Below are 21,580 nucleotides of genomic sequence, written 5' to 3' on the forward strand. Positions count from 1 at the left end.
ATAAATGGATATCTTATGGTGGCAGATCTTATTATTAACATTATACGCAGGGTATCAAATTTTAGATGAGTTACAAATTTATTCATCGTTGAGTGCACCCGTTTTTGCCGGATTATTTGCTGGTCTAGTGATGGGGGATCTAAAAGCAGGACTTATTATTGGTGGTAGTATGCAATTGACTGTACTTGGTGTTGGTACCTTTGGGGGTGCATCAAAAATTGATGCCAACTCTGGAACGATTTTAGCGACAGCTTTCTCAGTAGCGCTAGGAATGAACCCAGAGCAAGCAATTGCCGTAATTGCGGTACCAGTAGCTAGCTTGATGATTCAATTAGATATATTAGCCCGTTTTGCGAATACGTATTTTGCGCATCGCATTGATAAATTAGTTGAAGATATGAACTATAAAGGGATCGAACGTAATTTCTTAATGGGAGCCCTCTCTTGGTCACTTTCTCGTATGATTCCCGTTTTTCTAGCATTAGCATTTGGAGGAGGACTAGTAGAACAAGTGGTAGCCGTGCTAAATGGTGATTTGAAGTGGTTAGGCGATGGATTATCAGTAGCTGGAGCAGTTTTACCAGCTGTCGGTTTTGCTATTCTACTACGTTACTTGCCAGTTAAAAAGCATTTCCCTTACCTAATTTTAGGATTTACATTAACGGCATTACTAGGAACCGTCTTTACTAACATGCAGGTTTTAGGAACGGGTGTTGCAGGAGTTGTGAAGAATTTCGAAGGAATATTTAATTCACTTCCAATGTTAGCAATTGCCCTAGTTGGATTTTCTTTAGCAGCCATCAGTTACAAAAATGGACAGCTGATACCACATTCGCCAGCCCCTAAAGATGTTACATCGAATGATTCAGATGAAGGAGAGATTGAAGATGACGAAATCTAATTATAAGTTAACGAAGGAAGACTTTAAGCAGATCAATCGCAGAAGCTTGTTTACTTTCCAATTAGGCTGGAACTATGAACGGATGCAAGGATCAGGCTATCTTTATACAATTCTGCCGCAATTACGCAAGCTTTATGGTGATAATTCTCCTGAATTAAAAGAAATGATGAAAACTCATACACAATTCTTTAATACATCAAACTTCTTCAATACTATCGTTACCGGGATTGACTTGGCTATTGAGGAAAAGGAAGGTATTGATGGTAAAGACACTGTCTCAGGTTTAAAAGCTGGGTTGATGGGGCCTTTTGCAGCAATTGGTGATTCGATTTTCGCAGCGTTAATTCCAACAATTTTTGGAGCCTTAGCAGCCAATATGGCAATTAATGGCAACCCAACTGGAATTTTTATTTGGATTATCGCACAAATCGCTGTTATGATTTTCCGTTGGAAACAATTAGAATTTGCTTATCGTGAAGGAATCTCTTTAGTTACCACGATGCAACATCGCTTAACTGCCTTGACAGATGCTGCAACTTTGTTAGGGGTCTTCATGGTTGGAGCGTTGGTCGCTACCATGATTAATGTAAAATTGTCTTGGGCACCAAGTATTGGTGATGTGACGTTAAACATGCAAAACAACCTGGATATGATTTTACCACGATTATTACCAGCCGGTATCGTTGCAGCAATTTATTGGATGCTTGGCAAAAAGAATATGACTTCTACTAAGGCAATTTTCATAGTATTAGTGGTTTGTGTAGCATTATCAGCTTTAGGCGTGATTTCAAAATAAGTCAGGCTGATTCCAATTAGTGATGAGGAGTGGTTCAATGGGAAAACAATTAGTTTTAATTAGTCATGGACTTTTCTGTGAAGAATTGAAAAAAAGTACAGAAATGATAATGGGGCCTCAGGAAAGTATTCACACAGTAAGCCTTCTTCCTTCTGAATCAGCGGAAGATTTTCGTGAAAAGTTTGAAACAGTAATTGCCAATTTAGATGATTTCGTAGTATTAGCAGATTTAATGGGTGGCACTCCGTGTAATGTAGTTTCAAAAATAATTCTCGAGGGTCAAGTAATTGACTTATACGCAGGCATGAACATGCCAATGGTCATTGACTTCATTAACAGTCAATTAATTGGAACAGAACTTTCATTAATCGAATCTGCTACAAGTAACATTTGTTATGTGAATGGACGGATTTTCAGTGATGACGATGATGAAGATGAGTAAGATAAAATATATGAGTGATGAAGCCAAAGAAATATTTCTCTGATCATACTATAGATAAAAGACATTTCAAACTTGTAATTTGAGTTTGGAATGTCTTTTTATCTAGTTTTGTTCAAAATTTTGGACAAAAAAGAGACCCTTTGTCAAATGATGTTGGTAAAGAGAAATTCTAGAATGATTGGTGAAAGATTGAGAAAAGAGTATTCAGCATCAAGGAATAAGAAGGAATTTCCGAAATTTGACAAGAAACATAAATACTTTTTTTTGGTGTTGATTATTATCTACTTGGTGTGTCTCAAATTTTTTATAAATTTCAGCGAATTTTTGAAGATGCCGCTTTTGTCTCATTCTCCATTTTTTTATTTTATGATTAACCTCATAAAAAAGTGGGACATTCATTAGATTTTTTCTGATTAATGTCCCAGACTCGTCTACAGACTGAGAACTTGGAAGGGATACTTCCAGGACTTTTTTAAACGGTTGACTCAATGGCTTCTTTATACTTTTCAAAAAGTGGGATAATTTGCGTGCGCTTTTTTATGTCAAGTTTAATAAAAATATTGTGGACATGAGTTTTAACCGTTCCTAATGAAAGAAAGAGCTGGTCAGCAATTTCCTGATTGGTTCGATGTGACAGTAGCAATATAAAAATTTCCGTTTCTCGTTGAGTAAACTGGTGAACCTGACAAAAGTCTTGAATCAAGAGAGAGGTGTCTTGATTTTGTGTTTTTTCTTTCTGAGGTTGATATTTTTTGATAAAGAAGTGCAGTAATAAAACACATATAACAATCGAAAAAATATCCTCTGAGACACTACGATTATAAATTTTTGTCACTAAGGAGCTATATTGATCGACATTGAAAATCACGAAACTATCTTCAATAATGATCAAAATACTAAAGAAGAGATTGATGAACATCAATTGCTTTAAATAGTGTTTGTTCAGCAAAGGTACATCCTTTTTTGTTCCTCGCCAACAATAAATTCCTAGGTAAAACAGGAAGAGTTGATTGCCCAGATAATAGAGCCAGACTTTAAAGGCTGAATTATCCATCAGTGGGATGGTAATCATCCAAACAGCCAAAGCAAGCAGTAAAGCATAATGGAGAGGGGAAAGTTTTTCTTTTTGTAGTTCGGCAAGGATAGAAATGGAAAAAAAGGCGTTTCCCATAAAAATAATCGTTTTAACTGCTGGCGCACTCATAAATGCTTGATCATAACTTTGTGCAAAGGAATTGAGGAACTCCGTCATATAAATAATCGTGTTATCAAAAATGAAGAATGCCAAATACAAACTGATCCAGAGAAATAAGTTGTTTTTTTCTTTTAAATAAGCATAAATAGCAAAAGTCATCGTGATTGAATATAGAATGATCAATAGAATGTTGTAAACAAAAATAGCTATCATGTTGAATCCCCTTTCATTTTTTTCTTACCTCAAATTTCTTATTTTAATTATAACACCGATTTTTTTATCTTTACTTTTAATTCCTATAAACTTCCTTCTAAACTTTTGTAAACCCTTGGAAAATAACTGGTTTATATCCAAAAATAAACCAGCCTGTACCACGTATAGATCGACAATGATAGCGTTTACAACTAATAGCTTATCGTAAACTCTCACTTTTTTTCCTAAAGTGAAGATGCAAAGCAAACAAATTACTTAGGAGGTTTCATTATGGGAAAAAAAGATTTTATTACAACTGAAAATTACACGAAGGAAGAGATTCAACAAATTGTTGACCTGTCATTGAAAATCAAAGCGGCCATCAAGAATGGTTTTTATCCTCCTTTGCTAAAGAACAAAGTGTTAGGGATGATTTTCCAACAGTCTTCTACCAGAACGCGGGTTTCGTTTGAAACAGCAATGACACAATTAGGGGGGCACGCAGAATATCTAGCACCAGGACAAATTCAATTGGGTGGTCATGAAACGATAGAAGACACGAGCCGAGTTCTTTCTCGTTTAGTTGATATTTTGATGGCTCGTGTGGAACGTCATCATAGTGTGTATGACTTAGCAACGAATGCCACGATCCCAGTTATTAACGGGATGTCTGACTTCAACCACCCAACGCAAGAAATTGGCGATCTTTGCACCATGATCGAACATCTTCCAGCAGGCAAAAAAATTGAAGACTGCAAGGTTTCCTTTATTGGAGATGCCACACAAGTCTGTTTCTCTTTAGGATTGATTGCAACAAAAATGGGAATGGAATTCGTTCAATTTGGACCAGAAGGGTTCCAGTTAAACGAAGACCATCGCGCCCGACTAGACGCAATTTGCAAAGATTCTGGCGGCTCCTATACGATATCCGATCAAATCGATGTTATCGAAGGTTCGGATTTTGTTTATACAGATGTTTGGTATGGACTGTATGAAGCTGAACTATCAGAAGAGGAACGCATGCGTATTTTTTATCCTAAATACCAAGTGAATACGGACTTGATGAAACGTGCTGGGGAACAAGCGAAATTTATGCACTGCTTGCCTGCCACTCGTGGGGAAGAAGTCACAGATGAAGTCATGGATGGACCGAACTCGATCTGTTTTGATGAAGCAGAAAATCGGTTGACTTCGATTCGCGGTCTCTTAGTGTACTTGATGCGGGATTATGCGGAAAAAAATCCAATCGATGAGACCAAAAAAGCAGCGGCTAAAAAAGACTTGGAAGCTTTGCTAGGTGAAACATTTTAGACGCAAGAGATGAGGAAAGGAAATAATCTGCGTATCATGACGATGCGTGAGGATTGTCTCTGTTCTAGAGGAGGGGCTAACGATCTGAAAATCGATTCTTTCTAGCAGAAACTTGATCTCACATTAATGCAGCTTTTATGCCGCACCAGGATTCATGTGAGATGAGTCCGCTGGTTGCAAGGATCGTTCAATCGTTGGTCCAACCTTATTCCCTTGTACCGGAAAGGAAGAAAACAATGGGAGAAAAGAAAAAATTTAGTTTGATGAGTGCTATATTATCTGTTATTTGTGTTGTATTTGTGGCAGAAGCGGCTGCACCGGTAGCAGCAATCGGAAATTCACAATTTTTTTGGTGGATCTTTTTATTGATTGCATTCCTTTTGCCCTATGGATTGATCTCGTCAGAGTTAGGAACAACTTATATCGGTGATGGCGGTATCTATGATTGGGTGACACAAGCCTTCGGACATCGCTGGGGATCTCGCGTTTCTTGGTATTACTGGATCAATTATCCACTGTGGTTAGCTTCTCTAGCAGTAGTCTGCCCTGATTTATTGATGACGATCACAGGCAGCGAATTTTCAACAGCTGCTGCTATCGTGATCGAACTGATCTTTATATGGATCATCGTTTGGATCAGTTTTTATCCGGTCAGTGACAGCGTGTGGATTTTGAATGGAGCAGCTGTCATCAAAATGCTGCTGGCAATCTTGATCGGTGGCTTAGGTCTCTATACTGCGCTTACTAAAGGTGTGGCGAATGAGTTTACTCTTTCTTCCATGCTGCCAAGTTTCAATTTAAATAGTTTGTCCTTTATTTCAGTAATCATTTTTAACTTATTAGGATTCGAAGTGATTTGTACATTCGCGAATGATATGGAAAATCCTAAAAAGCAAATCCCTCAATCGATTATTGCTGGTGGACTGGTGATTGCAGCCATTTACATTTTTTCTGCATTCGGGATCGGTGTAGCAATTCCTACGGATCAGATTAGTACAGGCAGCGGATTGATGGATAGTTTTAAGTTATTGACAGGATCAACAGGCGGCTGGTTCATTATTTCGATGGCCTTTTTATTCTTACTAACATTGTTTGGCAATATGATTTCTTGGTCGTTAGGGGTTAACAATACTGCTTGTTATGCAGCCGAAAATGACGATATGCCGAAAGTATTTGCCAAACGCAGCAAAAAAAACGGCATGCCTACTGGTGCGGCGATTATGAATGGTATTGTTGCTTCTATCGTTGTCATCATCGCACCAATTTTACCAAATCAAGATTTATTTTGGGCATTTTTCTCGTTGAACCTAGTAATGTTCCTACTATCATATGTACCTGTTTTTCCTGCGTTTTATAAATTGCGCAAAATCGATCCAGAAACACCTCGACCTTTCAAGGTGAGCGGCAGCGACTTGTTCTTGAAGGTATTAGTCGCACTACCGATGATCATGATCGTGATCTCATTGATTTTCACAGCGATTCCTTTGCAGTTTGATGCTGAATCGCTGAGTCAGCAATTACCAATCACGATTGGAGCAATTATATTTGCCCTCGTTGGTGAAATCATTATCTGGATCAAAAAAATCAAAAAAGAAGGAGTGCTGTATCATGGCAAAGCGAATCGAAAAGACCACACCGAAACAAGACGGGTTTAGAATGCCTGGAGAGTTTGAACCACAAGAGAAAGTATGGATGATTTGGCCAGAGCGTCCGGATAACTGGCGTGATGGAGGCAAACCGGCTCAAGAAGCATTTGCCGAAGTCGCAAAAGCGATCAGCAAATTCACGCCAATGAATGTGGTCGTGTCGCAACAGCAATATCAAAACTGCCGTCGTCAATTGCCTGCCGACATCACTGTCTATGAAATGTCGAACAACGATGCTTGGATTCGTGACTGTGGTCCTAGCTTTGTCATCAACGACAATGGTGAATTACGAGGCAATGACTGGGGATTCAATGCTTGGGGCGGCTTAGTCGATGGCTTGTATTTCCCTTGGGATCAAGACGATTTGATTGCACAAAAGATCTGTGAAATCGAACACGTGGATTCGTATCGAACGGAGGATTTTATTTTAGAAGGGGGCTCCTTTCATGTTGATGGAGAAGGCACTGTTTTAACGACTGAGATGTGTTTATTGAGTGAAGGTCGGAATCCTCATATGACAAAAGAAGAGATCGAACAAAAATTATGTGACTACTTAAACTGTGAGAAAGTACTTTGGTTAGGTGACGGGATCGATCCGGAAGAAACCAATGGGCATGTGGATGATGTGGCATGTTTTGTTCGTCCCGGAGAAGTGGCTTGTATCTATACTGAAGATCAAAACAGCCCATTTTATGAAGCGGCTCAAGCTGCTTACAAGCGTTTGAATGAAATGACCGATGCCAAAGGCCGCAAATTAAAAGTTCATAAGCTTTGTTGCCCAGTAGAGAATGTCACGATCAATGGGGATTTCAAGATCGATTACGTAGAAGGAACGATGCCACGTGAAGATGGCGACATTTGTATTGCTTCTTATATGAATTTTCTGATCACGAACAACGGTGTGATCGTTCCTCAGTATGGAGATAAAAATGATGCGCTGGCACTTGAGGAAATAGCAGAATTCTTTCCAGATAAAGAAGTCGTAGGCGTAAATACAGTTGAGATCGTATACGGTGGTGGAAATATTCACTGTATCACACAACAACAACCGCAAAGATAGGTGGAGGCTTATCTCAAAAATTGTCATCGCATTGGGTGGAATTTTAGGCGACGCTGCTCATGAACAATTGACCAAAGCCCAAAGCAGCAAATTCGATTACTGACCTGATCAATGACGGCCGTTTATTCGTTTTTAGAGATACTAGAAGAGACTGAGACAACTTTTGTCCCAATCTCTTTTTTTTGTTTCATTGTCTATCATTAGCTGACGATCAGCTTGGTGATTCAACCATTAGAGGAAGACAGATGTGGGTGAGATCTTTTCATAGTTTTCCCAAACCCATAAAAATCTCCTAGGTACCTTTTAAGTATATTTTAAAACAATAATGCATATATATACAAATCGAATCATTTTTAAGAGGTTGTTTTAAGAAGGGGAAATAAGGAACTTTCTTAGTTTCAGTAAACGATTAATTCTTTTTTACAGGTATCAAGATTTCAAATACACGTTTTTCAGGAATCGTGGTAGTAATTTCATCTTGCCATAATATTTTCCAAAAAAATCTTTCTGGAATAAATTTATTTTTTTGAAAATAGTTCAGTAGTTTCTGATTGATTTCTTGCTTATTATAATTTGAATCTTCTATGAAGAAAGAGACATATGTTCCATTCGATCTGGTTATAATTTTCTCTGCGTCGTAAAGATGACTTTGTTCCTTGTTTATTTTAATTAGTGACCTAAAAGGAGTTTTTTGAATGTCAGAAAAAATAGAATCTTCTACTAAAAAATTTATAGGATAGCCATTAAATAAATCTTTTTGATCTAAGGATAAATAAAAATCACTATAACTAGATAAAGAATCGATGGAGTCGTAGTAATGAGAATGCATTAAATCAGAACAAATAAAAGATTCTTCTTCTCTATAAGAATGAGTAATTATATCAAAATTTATATTTTTCAATGTTGTATACCGATCGATATAATTTTCTAAAAACGTCTGCATATGTTTTAAGTCATTGATTTTTTCATCTAAAATTTCTTTTCGCTTTTTAAATTCTATCAGCGTGTCATCCATGTTTCGATTATCGAGAAAATATTTAATCTGTTCTAAAGGTACATCAAGAAATTTCAAGGTTAGTATAACGTCTAATTCAAAGCATTGGTCACAAGTATAATATCTATAACCATGAGTAGATATTTTTTTTGGTTTGAATAAATCAATTTGATCATAATAAATTAAGGTTCTTCTACTTAAATTGACGTATTTTGCAAATTCACTGATTGTTAAATAATTATTCATAATTACCTCCTTGAATGTAACGTAACGTTACAGTTTATTCTAGCAGAGCAATAACCCAAATTCGTTATAAAAGGAGATTCTTATGTTAAGTTTAATCGAAATAAAAAAAGTATTTGGAAATGAAATAGTATTGAATCATTTATCAGGAGATTTCCAAAAAGGCCTCAATTTTATTTACGGTCCATCGGGTAGTGGGAAGACAACGCTATTAAATATCATTAGTGGTATGGATCAAAATTTTGAAGGAGATGTTTATTTTAACAATCAGTCGATGAAACGTTTTACGAAAAAAGAACTATCCGACTATTATTACAATTCAATCGGTTTTATCTGGCAAGATTACCAATTGATAGAATACTTAAGTGTAGAATGTAACATTGATTTAGTTCTAAGCCTATCGAACTTAAATAAAGCAGAACGAAAAATGAAAGTAGCAAAGGTATTAGAGGAACTAGGAATATCTGGATTAGCTAAAATGAAAGTGGCAAAATTATCTGGCGGACAAAAACAACGAGTAGCGATAGCTAGAGCATTAGTAAAAGATCCAGAAATAATCATAGCAGATGAACCAACTAAAGCATTAGATCTTTTAGCTGCTAATAAAATCATGACGGAGCTAAAAAAAATCGCTAAAGAAAGAATAGTGATAATAGTCACTCATGATAAAGGTTTAATTGAAAAAGACGCAAATGTCTATAGCATGGAGCAAGGACAACTAAAATTAGTAGGGCAAAGTAAACAACACTCAAAAGATGACGGGAAAAACAATCGATTGAATAAACCTCCTTATTTATCTTTAAAAAATTGTATCTCTCAATCTTTTAACATTCTAAAAGGCGCATCCATATATTCTATATTAACGATTATTTTACTCATACTTTCTTCCTTTTTTATGTTGATTAATTTGAGTGGGGAAATAAAAGAAAAACAAGATGATAATTTTAGCCGTCTCGTTAAAGAAAGAGGAGAGACGATCAAAGATATTTATTTGTCAAAAGAATCGACAGGTGGTGGTCCTTCGGGTTCTCTAAAACAAGATACTTCAGGAGCAGTAGATTTATTAAAAGATGATCCCAGAGTAGATTTTGTGGCACCCTTGGAAATAGTGGGTGATTTGAAACTAAACGTAGGAGATTTGATTAAAAATTATGAAGTGAAGGATAGCTTTAACTTTCCTGCAATTACGAAATTGATAGCTGGAAGATATCCTTCAATTGGAGAAATAGAAGTGGCTGTTCCTAAACGGTTACTGGATTTACTAGGTCTAAAACCCACCGACGTAATCGGGAAAAAATTAAATATGACAGGCCTTATAGACGTAAATCCAAAGATTGGAAGCAATGAAATTACAGGATCAAAGGTCTCATTAAATGATGTAAAAGTAGTGGGAGTCATTGAAAATAATCCTAAAGGTGGAGCAATTACCAGCACTTTAGGAAGACGTGACGGGAAACTAACGGATGGCCCGTTGTTGTTTAGTGTAGAAGCTATCAAAAAAATGCGCCAACAAGCAGGCATTGAGAAATCGATAAGTTATAACGTAAGAGCAAAAACATTAGATGATATTTTACCTATCGTGAATAAACTACAACAATCAGGTTTACAACCTTCTGGAGATTTTAGCATGATTGAAGACATGCTCCGATTGAGAAAGAAAAATGAGGAGCAAGGGGTTACCATCAGTTTGATATTCTTTCTATTGTCACTAACAATTAGTATTGTTCTGGCTTTGTTCAATTTTTATATAAAGAAAAGTGAATTTCGTTTTTTCAAATTCAATGGTTTCAGTAATAAAAATATTTTAAGTTTAATCATTTCAGAATATTTTATACTTGGAATAATGTCTTCTCTTCTATTTCTGATAACTTTCCCAATGCTTAGTCTTTTAAGTCAAAAAATATTTAGTATATATATAGTATCTACTAATAACTTAGTTTTGGTATTGTTGCTACCATTTGTCCAATCAATAATAATCAGTTTCCTATCCTACTTATTATTTCTTAAAACTAATCCTACTCATAAAATGAAACAAGGTGATTCGAATGATTTACTTAAATAATGTCAGTAAAAAGTACAAAGATTTGGATATACTATTACATGCCAATTATCGATTTAAAGATGGTACGTTAACTTGTGTATTAGGGAATAGTGGAGCTGGTAAATCAACATTATTAAATTTAATAGCAGGCTTAGACATAGATTATGATGGGGAAATTGAAAATTTATGCTTTAAGGAAAAAAATTTATCAAATAAAAACTTGTCTAATTATAGATTCAACAATGTGGGATTTATTTTTCAAGATTATCATCTCTTAAATGGATATACAGTACTTGAAAACGTCATAATGGGGGCGCATTTAGACTCTGAACTAACGAAAGAAAAGAAAATCGAAAAAGCATTGAATTTATTAACGGAACTGGGATTAAAAAACAAGGCAAATCAAATGGTCCGTGAGTTAAGCGGTGGTCAAAAACAAAGAGTTTCTATAGCGAGAGCCTTAATGAACGATCCTAAAATAATTCTTGCAGATGAACCAACGGCTGCTTTAGATGAATTAAATAGTGATGGTGTCATGAAGATACTAAAAAGGTTGGCAAGGAATCGAACCGTGATTGTTATTACACATAGTGAAAAAGTTTCAAAGTACGCCGATGAAATAGTCTGTTTAAAAAATCATACAATAGAAATAGTTAAAGAAAAAGAGCGATATGAATTAGACTATAGTAAGGAAAGTCAGACTTTCACAGCGAAAAAAGCTAAAGAGATTGTCCCAAAACTTAACTCAAAATTACTTTTTTGGATAGCAATCAGGAATTTTAGAATACATTTTTTAAAAAATTTACTTGCTATCGTATTGATTTCATTAGGAACGGTCTCTTTTATTTCAACGTTAGGAATAAAAAATACAATAAAAAATGAAATACAGTCATTTAAAGAAAAAAATGATTACTATAGTAAAGGATCAATTGCTTTTTCAAAAAAGCCTTTATCTGAAGGGCTTACTTATTTACAAACATTACCAAACGTTAAGGATGTGTATTACCAATATAATCTTCAAAATATTCATCTTAAATATGATCATAAGAATAAACACTTAGATACTAAATCGCCAACGTTGATTTCTTCCAATCTTTCGATGATTTATGGGGACATGCCTAAAGATAATAGGAATGAAATCAGTCTATCTTTAAGTGTTGCCTCGTCTTTGAGTAAGAATATTAATCAATTAGTTGGAAAGTACGTTGACTTTGAATACTTTGATAAGGAGGGACAAAAACATAAAATAAAAATGAAAGTGAGTGGTATCTCAAACGATACTTTTGATAACTTTACAATGAGTACGAAGCTGGAAAAGAAAATTTATAAAGAAGTAGCTAAAGGTGAGGCTTCTGCTATAGCGTTTAGTGTGAAAAATTTTGAGGACATTCCCAAAATTCATCGCCTGCTGAAAAGTAAGGGGTACGATATATACACTAAGGAAAAAGACATTCGTGCTTTTAAAAATAGTTTTGCTGATACTATAAAGTTGTTCACCATATTATCCAATTTACTTTTACTCCTATTTATCTCTGTTAGTTTTATTATAATCTATCGAATTTCTATCACTAGATATTCAGAAGTTGGTATACTAAGTTGCTTAGGATATAGTACCAGAAATATCTCTAAGATATTGAGAAGAGAAACCGTTCTATTTTGTCTACTATCCGTCTTATTTAGTAGTATATGGCTTCTTATTTTTAATACTGTATATAGCCAGAACTTTGGTTATAATCTAGAGTTTAATTTCCAACTAGGGATGCTTTTGTTGTTAGTAAATATTGGATTAGTTTTTGGCATAACTGGTTTTGTTAATTATCGATTGGTCAACCTATCACCTAGTCTGGCTTTAAAAAAATAAGATCTTTAACTTTAGAAATATAGTACTGACTAAGAGTCTGGGACATTCATCAGAAATAAATCTGAAGAATGTCCCATTTTTTTGCTTTTATTTCCCACAAATCTTAGGCTATTTTTATGAATTGAAAAAGTATAAATATGATCGAAGAAGTGTTATTCGCAGTTCAAATAATGAACATTCCATTTCTTCTGCTCTTACTACACCAGCTCTTCAAGTACTTGTTTGATTGCCAGCAGATCGGCTAATGTGACTTGGGCATTGATCAGTAAAACGAGGACGGTTTCAAAACTTTCTGTTAAAGGAGCGGTACTAAGGCAGAGATCATAGTCTTCGTTTTCAAAATGGCTGCGAATATCCAGATGGTAGTAGCTTTGAAAAGAAGACTCGATACGTTCTTTGATTGTTAAAGAAAGTGCCAAAGGTAAATCTGTTTCGAGTTTAAGGTTGATTTTTTTCATAAAGGTGGATGGTGGTGAAACCAAGGTCCAAGCAACCGCTACATGTAACGCAAGTCCTTTTCGTTTGCTATCTGAGGATGAGTAAAGATCAATTTGATCTAACAATTGTTCAGAACGCATCAAAAGGTTGGGAAAATTCTGCGAGACATAGTGCTGTAGATTATAGCCGGTCAAGGTATGGATCGTCTCTCCAAATAGTTCGACGGACAAAATTCCAGAAAGAATCGTTCGCAAAATCAAGTTCTTTTTTCTGGTAGACAATTGTTGAGAGTCTGTATCTTTCAGTAACAAATGGATGATTGCTTGCAAGTAAGACCGATTTTGTACGCCTTCTTCTTGAGCGGTAAAATAATCAGCTAACTGCTCTTTAGAAAAAGTGAGATTCAGATTTGATCGTAGCCACAAGAAAATAAAGTGGCTCTCCTTTGTTTCGAGTAAGAAGTGTTCACTCAACTCATCTGTCAGTTTTTTTAAGAGTGATGAATGCTGGTCCGTCAATTGTTGGAAGATTTCTTGGTCTTTAGGCAGTAGATCAGGAGCTAAAGTGATCATTTCAGCTGTTATTTTTTTGCCTTTTCTAAACCGAATAATCGTCACTGCTAGTACATAAGTAGTAATTTTTAGTTCAATCTCATTGAAAGGAATTTCATTGATTTCATAAAAGTGTCGGGCGAGCATTTCACATTTTTGTTGAGAAATACCTGGAAATGGCCAGTGAAGACCAGAAAAATTTTTCCAAAAAAAAGCAACCATAAAATAGCGAATACGAGGTTCATCACCGACTAAATAGAGCGTTCCTTTATTTTTTTTTACGGTAAACCCCAATGGCTGTAGTAGCGTTTCTAGTTCATAGCTTCGCTTTCGTACAGTAGATTCGGATAAATAATTCTCGTAGGCGAATTTGACTAGATTCACTTCATTTTCCAACAATAAAGTTTCAAATAAATTGAAAAAAGGATTTTCTTGTAATATTTTACGAATCACCGTTTTATAGTCTGTTTTGGTTCCTGTGAATTTATAGCCGAGACCATGTTTTGTATGAAAAATTGGTTCACGACTTTCATCTGTCATTAGGGAATGATTGCTTAGAACATCGTAATATTTGTAGATCGAACGCCGATCCATATTGAGGGCTTGGCTCATTTCTTCAATCGTTACAAAGCGCTTTTGATGATATAAAAAATGCAAAAGTTCGATTTCTTTTTTGACATCATTTCCAAAAAAATCATTGAATATTTCCATAAAAAAACTCCTAACCAAAGATTTCCCTCGATTCTTAGCTGTTACTTGATGCCATCTTATCATAAAAAGAGGATTTTAATGTATTCCAAATGTACATTTTTTTAGCTCAGAAAAGATTCCAGAAAATTTATACTAGCAATTGTTGAAAAAATTCTAGGGTTTTAATAAGGATGGGGAAATCTGTTGGTAGAAAAGGAGAGAAATGATGAGAACGAGAAAAGACAGCTATTTCAAGATAGTGATTTTATTCGTAGGATTAATGAGTATTTTACTGGGAATAGGGATGCAAAAATCATTTGCGGAGACGGTTGATTTTGCTTATACCGATTCTACGGGACAACGTTTAACAAATGGAACAGCAGTAGGGAATACCTATAATTATGATTATGGCCATGCACCAGAAGCCGTATTTGACGAAGAAAATTATGTTAATTACGCCGACCGTGCATATTTAAAAAAGAGTGTCACAGAAGATAGCAAGACACAAGGTTTATTTGATGCCACGTTAGATGTGAAAGGCAACCAGATCGGAACACCGATTGATTTAGTTTTGGTGATCGATTATTCTTCCTCCATGACTGGCGAAAAATTAACCAATGCTTTAATCGGATTACAACAATTTGGCAATGAATTAGCGGATTCGTTAGCTAATGGGAATATACGTGTGGGGATCGTAGCATACAATCGAGAGGTTTATTCAACAAATGGTTTTTCAAGTAATATGAATGACTTAGAGAACTTCTTGAAATATACCGCTGAGTCACATTCGGGAACATTTATGCAAAAAGGATTATTAGCAGGGCAACGGTTATTATTGGAGAAAAGTCGGCCAGAAGCGGAAAAACTATTTATTCATATTGGTGATGACAGTGCCAATCGTAGTTATCTTCCAGTACAAGGAGCGAAAGAGTATCCAAATGAGGGAGAGATCATTGATTATAATGGCTACCATACCGATCGTTATATTCAAGATTTTCAAACTGATTCTGACAAATACTATACGACGAACAGTAACCCTTCTGATCCCAATGCAATTTCTGTTAGTAGTTCAGTTGTGACAGATGCGACCTTAGGAACGATTGTTTCTCTCAAGCATTCGGGTTTTACCTGTTATTCGATAGCGACAGCACCTTCTGCTCGAGGGGAATATATTGGGCGAAACTTAGCTTCTAAACCGCAACAATACCTTACAACCGATGAAAATCTAAGCGGTTTGGGTTCTGCCTTAACAGAGATCGCCAACCAAATTGATAAAACGATTCCTAATGGTACGATCGCTGATCCTATGGGGCAAGACATTTTACTCCAAGGAGCGGGTGAGTTTAATGAACGCTCCTATCAATTAGTCGGTTGGCGAAAAAATGAACAAGGAAATTGGGAACAAGCCAATGATGTAGTGGCTGATGTAGTTGTATCGGAAGCGAACCAAACGATTACGATTGCAAATATTGCATTAGGGGAAAATGAACGGCTTACGTGTACCTATCAAGTCCGTTTAAACACTGAAAATACTCATTTTAAAGGCGAAACTTGGTATTTGTGTAATGGACGGACAACATTAGCACCAACAAATGAAAGTGAATTACTTGATTTTCCAATCCCCTCAATCAAGGCACCGACAACCACAATCCAAGTAGCAAAAAAATGGAAAAATGTAGCGGCATCCGAGATCCCAGAGACTATTGACTATGTGATTCGCAGGAGTTCGGTCGTTGATCCTACGAGTTGGCAAAGTTCAGCGGTGCTTTCTTTAAGAAAACAAGATAATTATCAAGCAACGATCAAGGAACTGCCAGTGGGAAACGAAAAAGCGGTCTTACCAAAATACAATAATCAAGGAGAAGACTTTACTTATCAAGTAGCGGAAGTGAATGTACCTGATGAATTTGAGAGTACTGTAACCAATAATGGCAATTCTTTTGTGATCACGAATACGAAAAAAACGACCGAACCAAGCACAACAGAACCAAGCACAACAGAACCAAGCACCACGGAGCCAAGCACCACGGAGCCAAGCACCACAGAATCAAGTATGACCGAATCAAGCGCCATCGACTTAAGAAACTCTGGACCAAGTACAACTAAAAAAGAGACGATGCTCCAGATTGCTTCTGAATCTTCGACTGATTCTGAAGCGGAACAGTTACCAAAAACAAATGAACATTCTTCATCCATTCTGGTCTTTCTGGGAACGATGATCGTCGGATCGGTGGGTTATTATTTGATTCGTAAAATAAGATAGCCAATCAGCTGGTGTAGCTCAGAATGTCTGAAACTAGATGTTCTGAGTTTTTTTGTGCTATAGTTTAGTCAAAGTCATGTTGTGAAACGAAGGGGGAAACAGGATGAAAAAAGCGTTGTTGGTCGTTAATCCAAGTTCTGGAGGAGAACAAGCACAAGAATATGAAAAACTGGCCCATCAAAAGTTAACCACGATGTTTGATGAAGTCGTTGTTCTTCATACGAAAAAAGCTGGAGATGCCAAGAATTTTACTCGAGAAGCAGCAGTGGATAGGTATCACAGCGTGTTTGTCATGGGTGGAGATGGTACTGTTAATGAAGGAATCAATGGGATCGCTGAACAAGCACATCGTCCAAATTTTGGTTTTATTCCGTTAGGGACAGTCAACGACTTAGCCCGTGCTTTAGGCATACCGTTAGAACCCGAAGAAGCTATCGCTCATCTTTCAATGGATGCGTTACAACCATTAGATATTGGGAAAATCAATGACCAATATTTTATGAATGTCGTGGCGATCGGGACCATTCCTGAGTCAATCAATGATGTAGATCCAGAAAAGAAAACAAAATATGGTAAGTTTGCTTACTTTATCTCAGGAATCAAGCAATTGGCTGGAACCCAATCTTATAAATTCCAGTTAGTCATTGATGGGCAGGAAAAACAAATTGAAAGTAGTACATTGCTGGTAGGATTAACTAATTCAATTGGTGGTTTTGAAACATTGATACCTAATGCTAAAGTAAATGATGGCAAATTGCACTTGGTTTATTTAAAAGACACTTCATTGTTAGATACGTTAAAAACATTGCCTGATTTGTTAAAAGGTGTTGATTCTTCTACCGATCATCTGGCTTATCAAACCTGTGAAACGATCCAGATTGCTTTGGATGAAGACCAAGAATTGGCAACAAATGTGGATGGCGATGAAGGTGTCAAGCTGCCTGTCACACTAAAAGTTCTTCCTTCACATCTGATGATTTATTGTTGAGAAACCAGGGAGGATCAGCTTTCTATAACTGTTGATCTGAGTCATATCCTTTGTTTTGAACAGTAGGTCCCCCTGTCATCTGATGTCGATTTTAAGCGGATCTGAGAATCTGGTGAGACAGAGGCTGTGAATAAAGTTGGAATAATGAACTGAAAAACAGCCAGGATGAGGTTGAGGCAAATTTTGGCTCAGTCTCGTTCTGGCTGTTTTTGGTTAGTTATATTTAGCTGATTTAGTTAGAAGGACGAAAAAGCATTTCTCCTGAAAAAATGAAGGAGTCTCTTAATCTAATGCTTCGATAAAGCGTTGAGCAATCTCTTGAGGGCGTGTGATCGCACCACCTACAACGATGCCAGCTACGCCTAGATCTTTGACTTGTTTGGCTTGTTGTGGCGTGTGGATCCGACCTTCTGCAATAACGCATATATCAGCTTGGATCAGTTCTTGGATGAGTGGGAGATCAGGACCAGCTTGTTTCACACTTTCTTCTGTATAGCCGCTTAAAGTTGTCCCCACAAAATCAACTCCTGCTTCGTAAGCATTCTTTCCTTCTTCAAAAGTGGCGATATCAGCCATCAATAATTGCTGTGGATATTTTTCTTTGACTCTAGCAATGAATTCATTGATGGTCAGACCATCGTGGCGTTTGCGTAAAGTACAATCCAAAGCGATAACTTCAACCCCTGTGGCTACTAGTTCATCAACTTCACGCATGGTTGCTGTGATAAATGGCGCTTCAGGAGGATAATCACGTTTAATGATACCGATGATCGGCAGGGCCACTTTTTCTTTGATCGCCATAATATCCCGTACTGAGTTCGCACGGATACCAACAGCTCCTGCTTTTTCAGCAGCTAAAGCAAAATAAGGCATCAAACTACCTTCTTCTGTATAAAAAGGTTCTCCAGGTAAGGCTTGGCAGGAAACGATCAGCCCACCAGCAATTTTTTCTAAGAATAATTGTTTGTCCATTCTGATTTTCTCCTTTATAGTTTTTCTCAGTTTCACAAAAACGTTTCGCAAAAGGCTAAGGCTATGCGAATGATAGCAAAAAAGTGATTACTTAGATAACGGTTATCTAAGATAAATTGCTTGCTCAGACAAATAAGCGATTTAGAAAAACGCTTTATTTTTTGACTACAAAATAAGTGTAGCGATTTCGTAATTATTGAGCAAGTGATAGTTCTCAAAAACAGCGTAGATCAGTTGAGTGAATGAATTGACATAAAAAAACAAAAGTTCTTGCTTTTTTCTTGATTTTTATATATGATTTTAACAATTTAGGGTAAAAATGAAAGAAAAGGGGTAACAAAAATGACGAAGTATCAACGGAAGGTTTTATTAGCAACATCATCAGGGATTGCATTAGAGAATATGGATATCATGTTCCTAGCTTTTTCTTTATCTTCAATGATTGCAACTTTTCATATTAGTGGAACGCAAGCGGGAATGATTGCGACGATCACTAATCTGGGGATGCTCGTTGGAGGTATTTTTTTTGGTCTGATGGCGGATAAATATGGTCGAGTAAAGGTGTTCTCTCAAACGGTTATCTTATTTTCAATTGCTTCATTATTGATGTATTTTTCTTCAACGATTTATTTAGTCTACTTGTTTCGGTTTATTGCCGGAATCGGGGCTGGGGGCGAGTATGGCGCTTGTATGTCTTTGATCTCTGAAACTTTTTCAAAAAAACAAATTGGACGAGCTTCGTCCATTGCTGGTATTGGAGCCCAAGTAGGCGCGGCTCTCGCTGCTATTTTGGCGGCAATCGTCATTCCATGGCTCGGGTGGCGCATGTTATATGTGATTGGTGTATTACCCGTATTATTAGTTTTAGTCATCCGACATGGTTTAAAAGAACCGGAGGCATTTCAAGCTGCGAAAGCAACTAAAAAGGCGACAAAGTTACGTAATCTATTTGAAACGAAACAACTTACTTGGCAGACGATTGGCTTGAGTATCATGGTGACTGTCCAAATTGCTGGTTATTTTGGTTTGATGAATTGGTTACCTTCGATCATGCAAGCACAACTAGGATTATCCGTTTCAGGTTCGTCTTTATGGATGGTGAGTACGATTGTGGGGATGTCATTAGGTATGTTGACTTTTGGGATCATCATGGATAAATTAGGTCCCAGAACAGCCTTTACTTTATTCTTGATTTGTTCAGCGCTCTCGGTCTTCTTACTCGTTTTAGCTCGTAGTCAATGGAGTTTAGTAGCAGCAGCGGTGGTTGTTGGTTACTTTATCAATGGCATGTATGGCGGCTATGGTGCAATCATCAGTAGCCTGTATCCTACTGAGATCCGTGCAACAGCCAATAACTTTATTATGAATTTAGGTAGAGCTGTAGGTGGATTTTCTTCGATCATTATTGGCTTTTTGATGGATCATTATCAATTATCTGCTGTGATTATTTTTCTAAGTAGTATTTATCTTGTCAGTCTAGTGGTCTTGTGGACACTTACTGGTGTAAAAGAATTAAAATTCAGCTTACAAGAATAACATCCATTGGTGTAAGTTATCAGTGGATAAGTAACATTCGTTATCATTTTGCTTTATAAAAAGATCGTTAAATAAATACGTATATTTTATTTTATCTAGGTAAATATACTTATTTTCTATTAAAAACATGGTATGATTATTAGTAATCGAATAAAGAAATAGGTGAATGTTCATGGATAGTATGGCGAAAGTCAATCAATTTAGAGACGAAAGAAATTGGCGACAATTTCATAACGAAAAAGATCTTGCAATTTCTATTTCCTTAGAAGCTTCTGAATTACTGGAGCTTTTTCAATGGAAGCAACCAGAAGAAGTGAAGGAAACTTCATTAGAGCGGATCAAAGAAGAACTGGCAGATGTCTTGATCTATTCTTACATGATGGCTGACAATTTACAGTTGGATCTTGATGAAATTATTGAAGAAAAATTAGCAAAAAATAAATTGAAATATCCAGTAGAAGCAAGTCGAGGACAACGAAAGAAATATACAGAACTTTAAGTGTGAAACTACAGGTTGCGTTTATTTTAGCTAAATAAGGGAGGCAAGTGAATGAAGGAAAAACCAAGCAAAGGTCGAGTAAAAAGATGGATCGCCAATTTTTTCTTATTTTTACTATTATTGGTTGGCTTAGCGTTAATTTTTAATGAACAGATCAAAGATTATTTTGTTAAAAATACCGGAGATAAATACGCAATTGCCAATGTGACAAAAGATGAAATTAAGAAAAACAACGAAAAAGAGGCAAGTTTTGATTTTGATGCAGTGGAGTCAATGAGTACGGAAAGTGTGTTGCGTGCCCAATTGAATCGAACGGACTTACCAGTTATTGGTAGTATTGCTGTTCCTTCTGTGGCAATCAACATCCCGATTTTTAGAGGTTTAGATAATGCGAACTTGCTTTATGGTGCGGGGACACTAGATCCTAATCAGCAAATGGGAAAAGGAAATTATGCTTTAGCGAGTCATCGTTCGAGCAATCCACAACTATTATTCACGCCACTAGAAAATTTATCATTAGGAGATAAAATCTATTTGGTAGATTTGGAAAATGTCTATACGTATAAAGCAACCTTTAAAGAAAAAGTGGCACCGACGGAGACCCAGCTGTTAAATATCCAAGAAGGAAAATCGCTCGTTACTTTGATTACGTGCGGAGATATGAATGCGGTGACTCGATTAGTCGTTCAAGGTGAATTAGAGAAGGTAACACCAATGAAAAAAGCGACGAAAGAAATGAAGGCAGCATTCAATATGGAAACACGAACATTTTAGAGGAAAATAGTTAATGAAAACCGACGATTGCTAGTTCGCTCGAATAGCTAATAGTTTTCGTCGGTTTTTTAATTTCTCATTTTTACAATTACTAAAAAAAAAAAAGGTTGAAAAGGCTTGCAAAAATAAAAGAAGGGTGCTATGCTTGGTTCAGATAATCGATGGATTGTTACTGTTCGGCAGGCAA

The 21,580-nt window shown here is 36.4% G+C and carries 17 protein-coding genes; 13 read left to right on the top strand and 4 right to left on the bottom strand.

Annotation, left to right across the window (positions count from 1 at the left end):
• Positions 1–4: 4 nt before the first annotated feature.
• The 3 genes from AB3H90_RS03690 to AB3H90_RS03700 are packed head-to-tail and all read left to right on the top strand — an operon-like array spanning position 5 to position 2,139.
• Positions 5–901 carry a PTS sugar transporter subunit IIC gene (locus AB3H90_RS03690; protein WP_010719957.1) on the top strand — a complete coding sequence of 299 codons (897 nt, stop codon included), beginning with the start codon at positions 5–7 and terminating at the stop codon, positions 899–901.
• Positions 888–1,697, top strand: a complete 810-nt coding sequence (locus AB3H90_RS03695) for a PTS system mannose/fructose/sorbose family transporter subunit IID (RefSeq protein WP_010719956.1) — start codon at positions 888–890, stop codon at positions 1,695–1,697. Before AB3H90_RS03690 ends, AB3H90_RS03695 begins: the two co-directional genes overlap by 14 nt.
• A 37-nt stretch (positions 1,698–1,734) precedes the next feature.
• On the top strand, positions 1,735–2,139 hold the full coding sequence (locus AB3H90_RS03700) for a PTS sugar transporter subunit IIA (RefSeq protein WP_010719955.1): 405 nt from the start codon (positions 1,735–1,737) through the stop codon (positions 2,137–2,139).
• Positions 2,140–2,611: 472 nt separating this feature from the next.
• On the opposite strand, the gene AB3H90_RS03705 is transcribed toward AB3H90_RS03700, so the two are convergent.
• A complete protein-coding gene (locus tag AB3H90_RS03705) occupies positions 2,612–3,547 on the bottom strand; it encodes a response regulator transcription factor (RefSeq protein ID WP_368016206.1) in 936 nt (311 codons plus the stop codon).
• A gap of 270 nt (positions 3,548–3,817) precedes the next feature.
• Between AB3H90_RS03705 and ptcA the strand changes: the two genes are divergently transcribed.
• The 3 genes from ptcA to aguA all read left to right on the top strand — a co-directional run bounded on the left by ptcA (position 3,818) and on the right by aguA (position 7,543).
• Positions 3,818–4,837 (top strand): putrescine carbamoyltransferase, encoded by a 1,020-nt coding sequence (gene ptcA, locus AB3H90_RS03710; protein WP_034866258.1) that lies wholly within the window; start codon positions 3,818–3,820, stop codon positions 4,835–4,837.
• Positions 4,838–5,073: 236 nt separating this feature from the next.
• Complete coding sequence (locus AB3H90_RS03715) at positions 5,074–6,492, top strand: APC family permease (protein WP_034866259.1); 1,419 nt, start codon at positions 5,074–5,076, stop codon at positions 6,490–6,492.
• Positions 6,446–7,543: an agmatine deiminase gene (gene aguA / locus AB3H90_RS03720; RefSeq protein ID WP_034699699.1), complete on the top strand. Its 1,098-nt coding sequence runs from the start codon at positions 6,446–6,448 to the stop codon at positions 7,541–7,543. Before AB3H90_RS03715 ends, aguA begins: the two co-directional genes overlap by 47 nt.
• A 409-nt stretch (positions 7,544–7,952) precedes the next feature.
• Here the strand turns inward: aguA and AB3H90_RS03725 are convergent, their stop codons facing one another.
• Positions 7,953–8,783, bottom strand: coding sequence for a MerR family transcriptional regulator (locus tag AB3H90_RS03725; RefSeq protein WP_094940194.1), 831 nt, complete (start codon positions 8,781–8,783; stop codon positions 7,953–7,955).
• A gap of 82 nt (positions 8,784–8,865) precedes the next feature.
• Between AB3H90_RS03725 and AB3H90_RS03730 the strand changes: the two genes are divergently transcribed.
• Together AB3H90_RS03730 and AB3H90_RS03735 are read left to right on the top strand one after the other, a co-directional pair.
• The gene (locus AB3H90_RS03730; protein ID WP_368016207.1) at positions 8,866–10,842 is read left to right on the top strand and encodes an ATP-binding cassette domain-containing protein; all 1,977 of its coding nucleotides are present in this window, start codon (positions 8,866–8,868) and stop codon (positions 10,840–10,842) included.
• Positions 10,826–12,682 (top strand): ATP-binding cassette domain-containing protein, encoded by a 1,857-nt coding sequence (locus AB3H90_RS03735; RefSeq protein WP_368016208.1) that lies wholly within the window; start codon positions 10,826–10,828, stop codon positions 12,680–12,682. Before AB3H90_RS03730 ends, AB3H90_RS03735 begins: the two co-directional genes overlap by 17 nt.
• Before the next feature lie 197 nt (positions 12,683–12,879).
• Here AB3H90_RS03735 and AB3H90_RS03740 read toward each other — a convergent pair whose 3' ends face one another.
• Positions 12,880–14,382 carry a helix-turn-helix domain-containing protein gene (locus tag AB3H90_RS03740; RefSeq protein WP_368016209.1) on the bottom strand — a complete coding sequence of 501 codons (1,503 nt, stop codon included), beginning with the start codon at positions 14,380–14,382 and terminating at the stop codon, positions 12,880–12,882.
• Positions 14,383–14,587: 205 nt separating this feature from the next.
• Here AB3H90_RS03740 and AB3H90_RS03745 point away from each other — a divergent pair, with 205 nt between their 5' ends.
• Entirely contained in the window at positions 14,588–16,624 is a 2,037-nt protein-coding gene (locus AB3H90_RS03745; RefSeq protein ID WP_368016210.1) for a VWA domain-containing protein, read from the top strand.
• 103 nt (positions 16,625–16,727) lie between these two features.
• The gene (locus AB3H90_RS03750; RefSeq protein WP_034699710.1) at positions 16,728–17,612 is read left to right on the top strand and encodes a diacylglycerol kinase family protein; all 885 of its coding nucleotides are present in this window, start codon (positions 16,728–16,730) and stop codon (positions 17,610–17,612) included.
• A 282-nt stretch (positions 17,613–17,894) separates the two neighbouring features.
• On the opposite strand, the gene AB3H90_RS03755 is transcribed toward AB3H90_RS03750, so the two are convergent.
• The gene (locus AB3H90_RS03755; RefSeq protein ID WP_034699713.1) at positions 17,895–18,584 is read right to left on the bottom strand and encodes an N-acetylmannosamine-6-phosphate 2-epimerase; all 690 of its coding nucleotides are present in this window, start codon (positions 18,582–18,584) and stop codon (positions 17,895–17,897) included.
• Between the two features lie 342 nt (positions 18,585–18,926).
• Here AB3H90_RS03755 and AB3H90_RS03760 point away from each other — a divergent pair, with 342 nt between their 5' ends.
• The 3 genes from AB3H90_RS03760 (at position 18,927) to AB3H90_RS03770 (ending at position 21,393) form a co-directional block, all read left to right on the top strand.
• Positions 18,927–20,120 carry an MFS transporter gene (locus AB3H90_RS03760; RefSeq protein WP_010719941.1) on the top strand — a complete coding sequence of 398 codons (1,194 nt, stop codon included), beginning with the start codon at positions 18,927–18,929 and terminating at the stop codon, positions 20,118–20,120.
• A 172-nt stretch (positions 20,121–20,292) separates the two neighbouring features.
• Positions 20,293–20,619 (top strand): nucleotide pyrophosphohydrolase, encoded by a 327-nt coding sequence (locus tag AB3H90_RS03765; protein ID WP_010719940.1) that lies wholly within the window; start codon positions 20,293–20,295, stop codon positions 20,617–20,619.
• Positions 20,620–20,670: 51 nt separating this feature from the next.
• Positions 20,671–21,393, top strand: a complete 723-nt coding sequence (locus AB3H90_RS03770) for a class A sortase (RefSeq protein ID WP_010738352.1) — start codon at positions 20,671–20,673, stop codon at positions 21,391–21,393.
• Positions 21,394–21,580 lie beyond the last annotated feature (187 nt).

Origin of the sequence: Enterococcus sp. C63, assembly GCF_040887215.1 — a bacterium.
Taxonomy (GTDB): Bacteria; Bacillota; Bacilli; order Lactobacillales; family Enterococcaceae; genus Enterococcus_B; species Enterococcus_B hirae.

Bases quoted from the DNA above. Each gene is read 5' to 3' on its own strand.
- AB3H90_RS03690 (WP_010719957.1), top strand. From the start codon at position 5: ATGGATATCTTATGGTGGCAGATCTTATTATTAACATTATACGCAGGG.
- AB3H90_RS03725 (WP_094940194.1), bottom strand. From the start codon at position 8,783: ATGAATAATTATTTAACAATCAGTGAATTTGCAAAATACGTCAATTTA.
- AB3H90_RS03755 (WP_034699713.1), bottom strand. From the start codon at position 18,584: ATGGACAAACAATTATTCTTAGAAAAAATTGCTGGTGGGCTGATCGTT.
- AB3H90_RS03730 (WP_368016207.1), top strand. From the start codon at position 8,866: ATGTTAAGTTTAATCGAAATAAAAAAAGTATTTGGAAATGAAATAGTA.
- AB3H90_RS03705 (WP_368016206.1), bottom strand. From the start codon at position 3,547: ATGATAGCTATTTTTGTTTACAACATTCTATTGATCATTCTATATTCA.
- AB3H90_RS03695 (WP_010719956.1), top strand. From the start codon at position 888: ATGACGAAATCTAATTATAAGTTAACGAAGGAAGACTTTAAGCAGATC.
- AB3H90_RS03700 (WP_010719955.1), top strand. From the start codon at position 1,735: ATGGGAAAACAATTAGTTTTAATTAGTCATGGACTTTTCTGTGAAGAA.
- AB3H90_RS03745 (WP_368016210.1), top strand. From the start codon at position 14,588: ATGAGAACGAGAAAAGACAGCTATTTCAAGATAGTGATTTTATTCGTA.
- AB3H90_RS03770 (WP_010738352.1), top strand. From the start codon at position 20,671: ATGAAGGAAAAACCAAGCAAAGGTCGAGTAAAAAGATGGATCGCCAAT.
- aguA (WP_034699699.1), top strand. From the start codon at position 6,446: ATGGCAAAGCGAATCGAAAAGACCACACCGAAACAAGACGGGTTTAGA.
- AB3H90_RS03735 (WP_368016208.1), top strand. From the start codon at position 10,826: ATGATTTACTTAAATAATGTCAGTAAAAAGTACAAAGATTTGGATATA.
- AB3H90_RS03740 (WP_368016209.1), bottom strand. From the start codon at position 14,382: ATGGAAATATTCAATGATTTTTTTGGAAATGATGTCAAAAAAGAAATC.
- AB3H90_RS03715 (WP_034866259.1), top strand. From the start codon at position 5,074: ATGGGAGAAAAGAAAAAATTTAGTTTGATGAGTGCTATATTATCTGTT.
- AB3H90_RS03765 (WP_010719940.1), top strand. From the start codon at position 20,293: ATGGATAGTATGGCGAAAGTCAATCAATTTAGAGACGAAAGAAATTGG.
- AB3H90_RS03760 (WP_010719941.1), top strand. From the start codon at position 18,927: ATGACGAAGTATCAACGGAAGGTTTTATTAGCAACATCATCAGGGATT.
- ptcA (WP_034866258.1), top strand. From the start codon at position 3,818: ATGGGAAAAAAAGATTTTATTACAACTGAAAATTACACGAAGGAAGAG.
- AB3H90_RS03750 (WP_034699710.1), top strand. From the start codon at position 16,728: ATGAAAAAAGCGTTGTTGGTCGTTAATCCAAGTTCTGGAGGAGAACAA.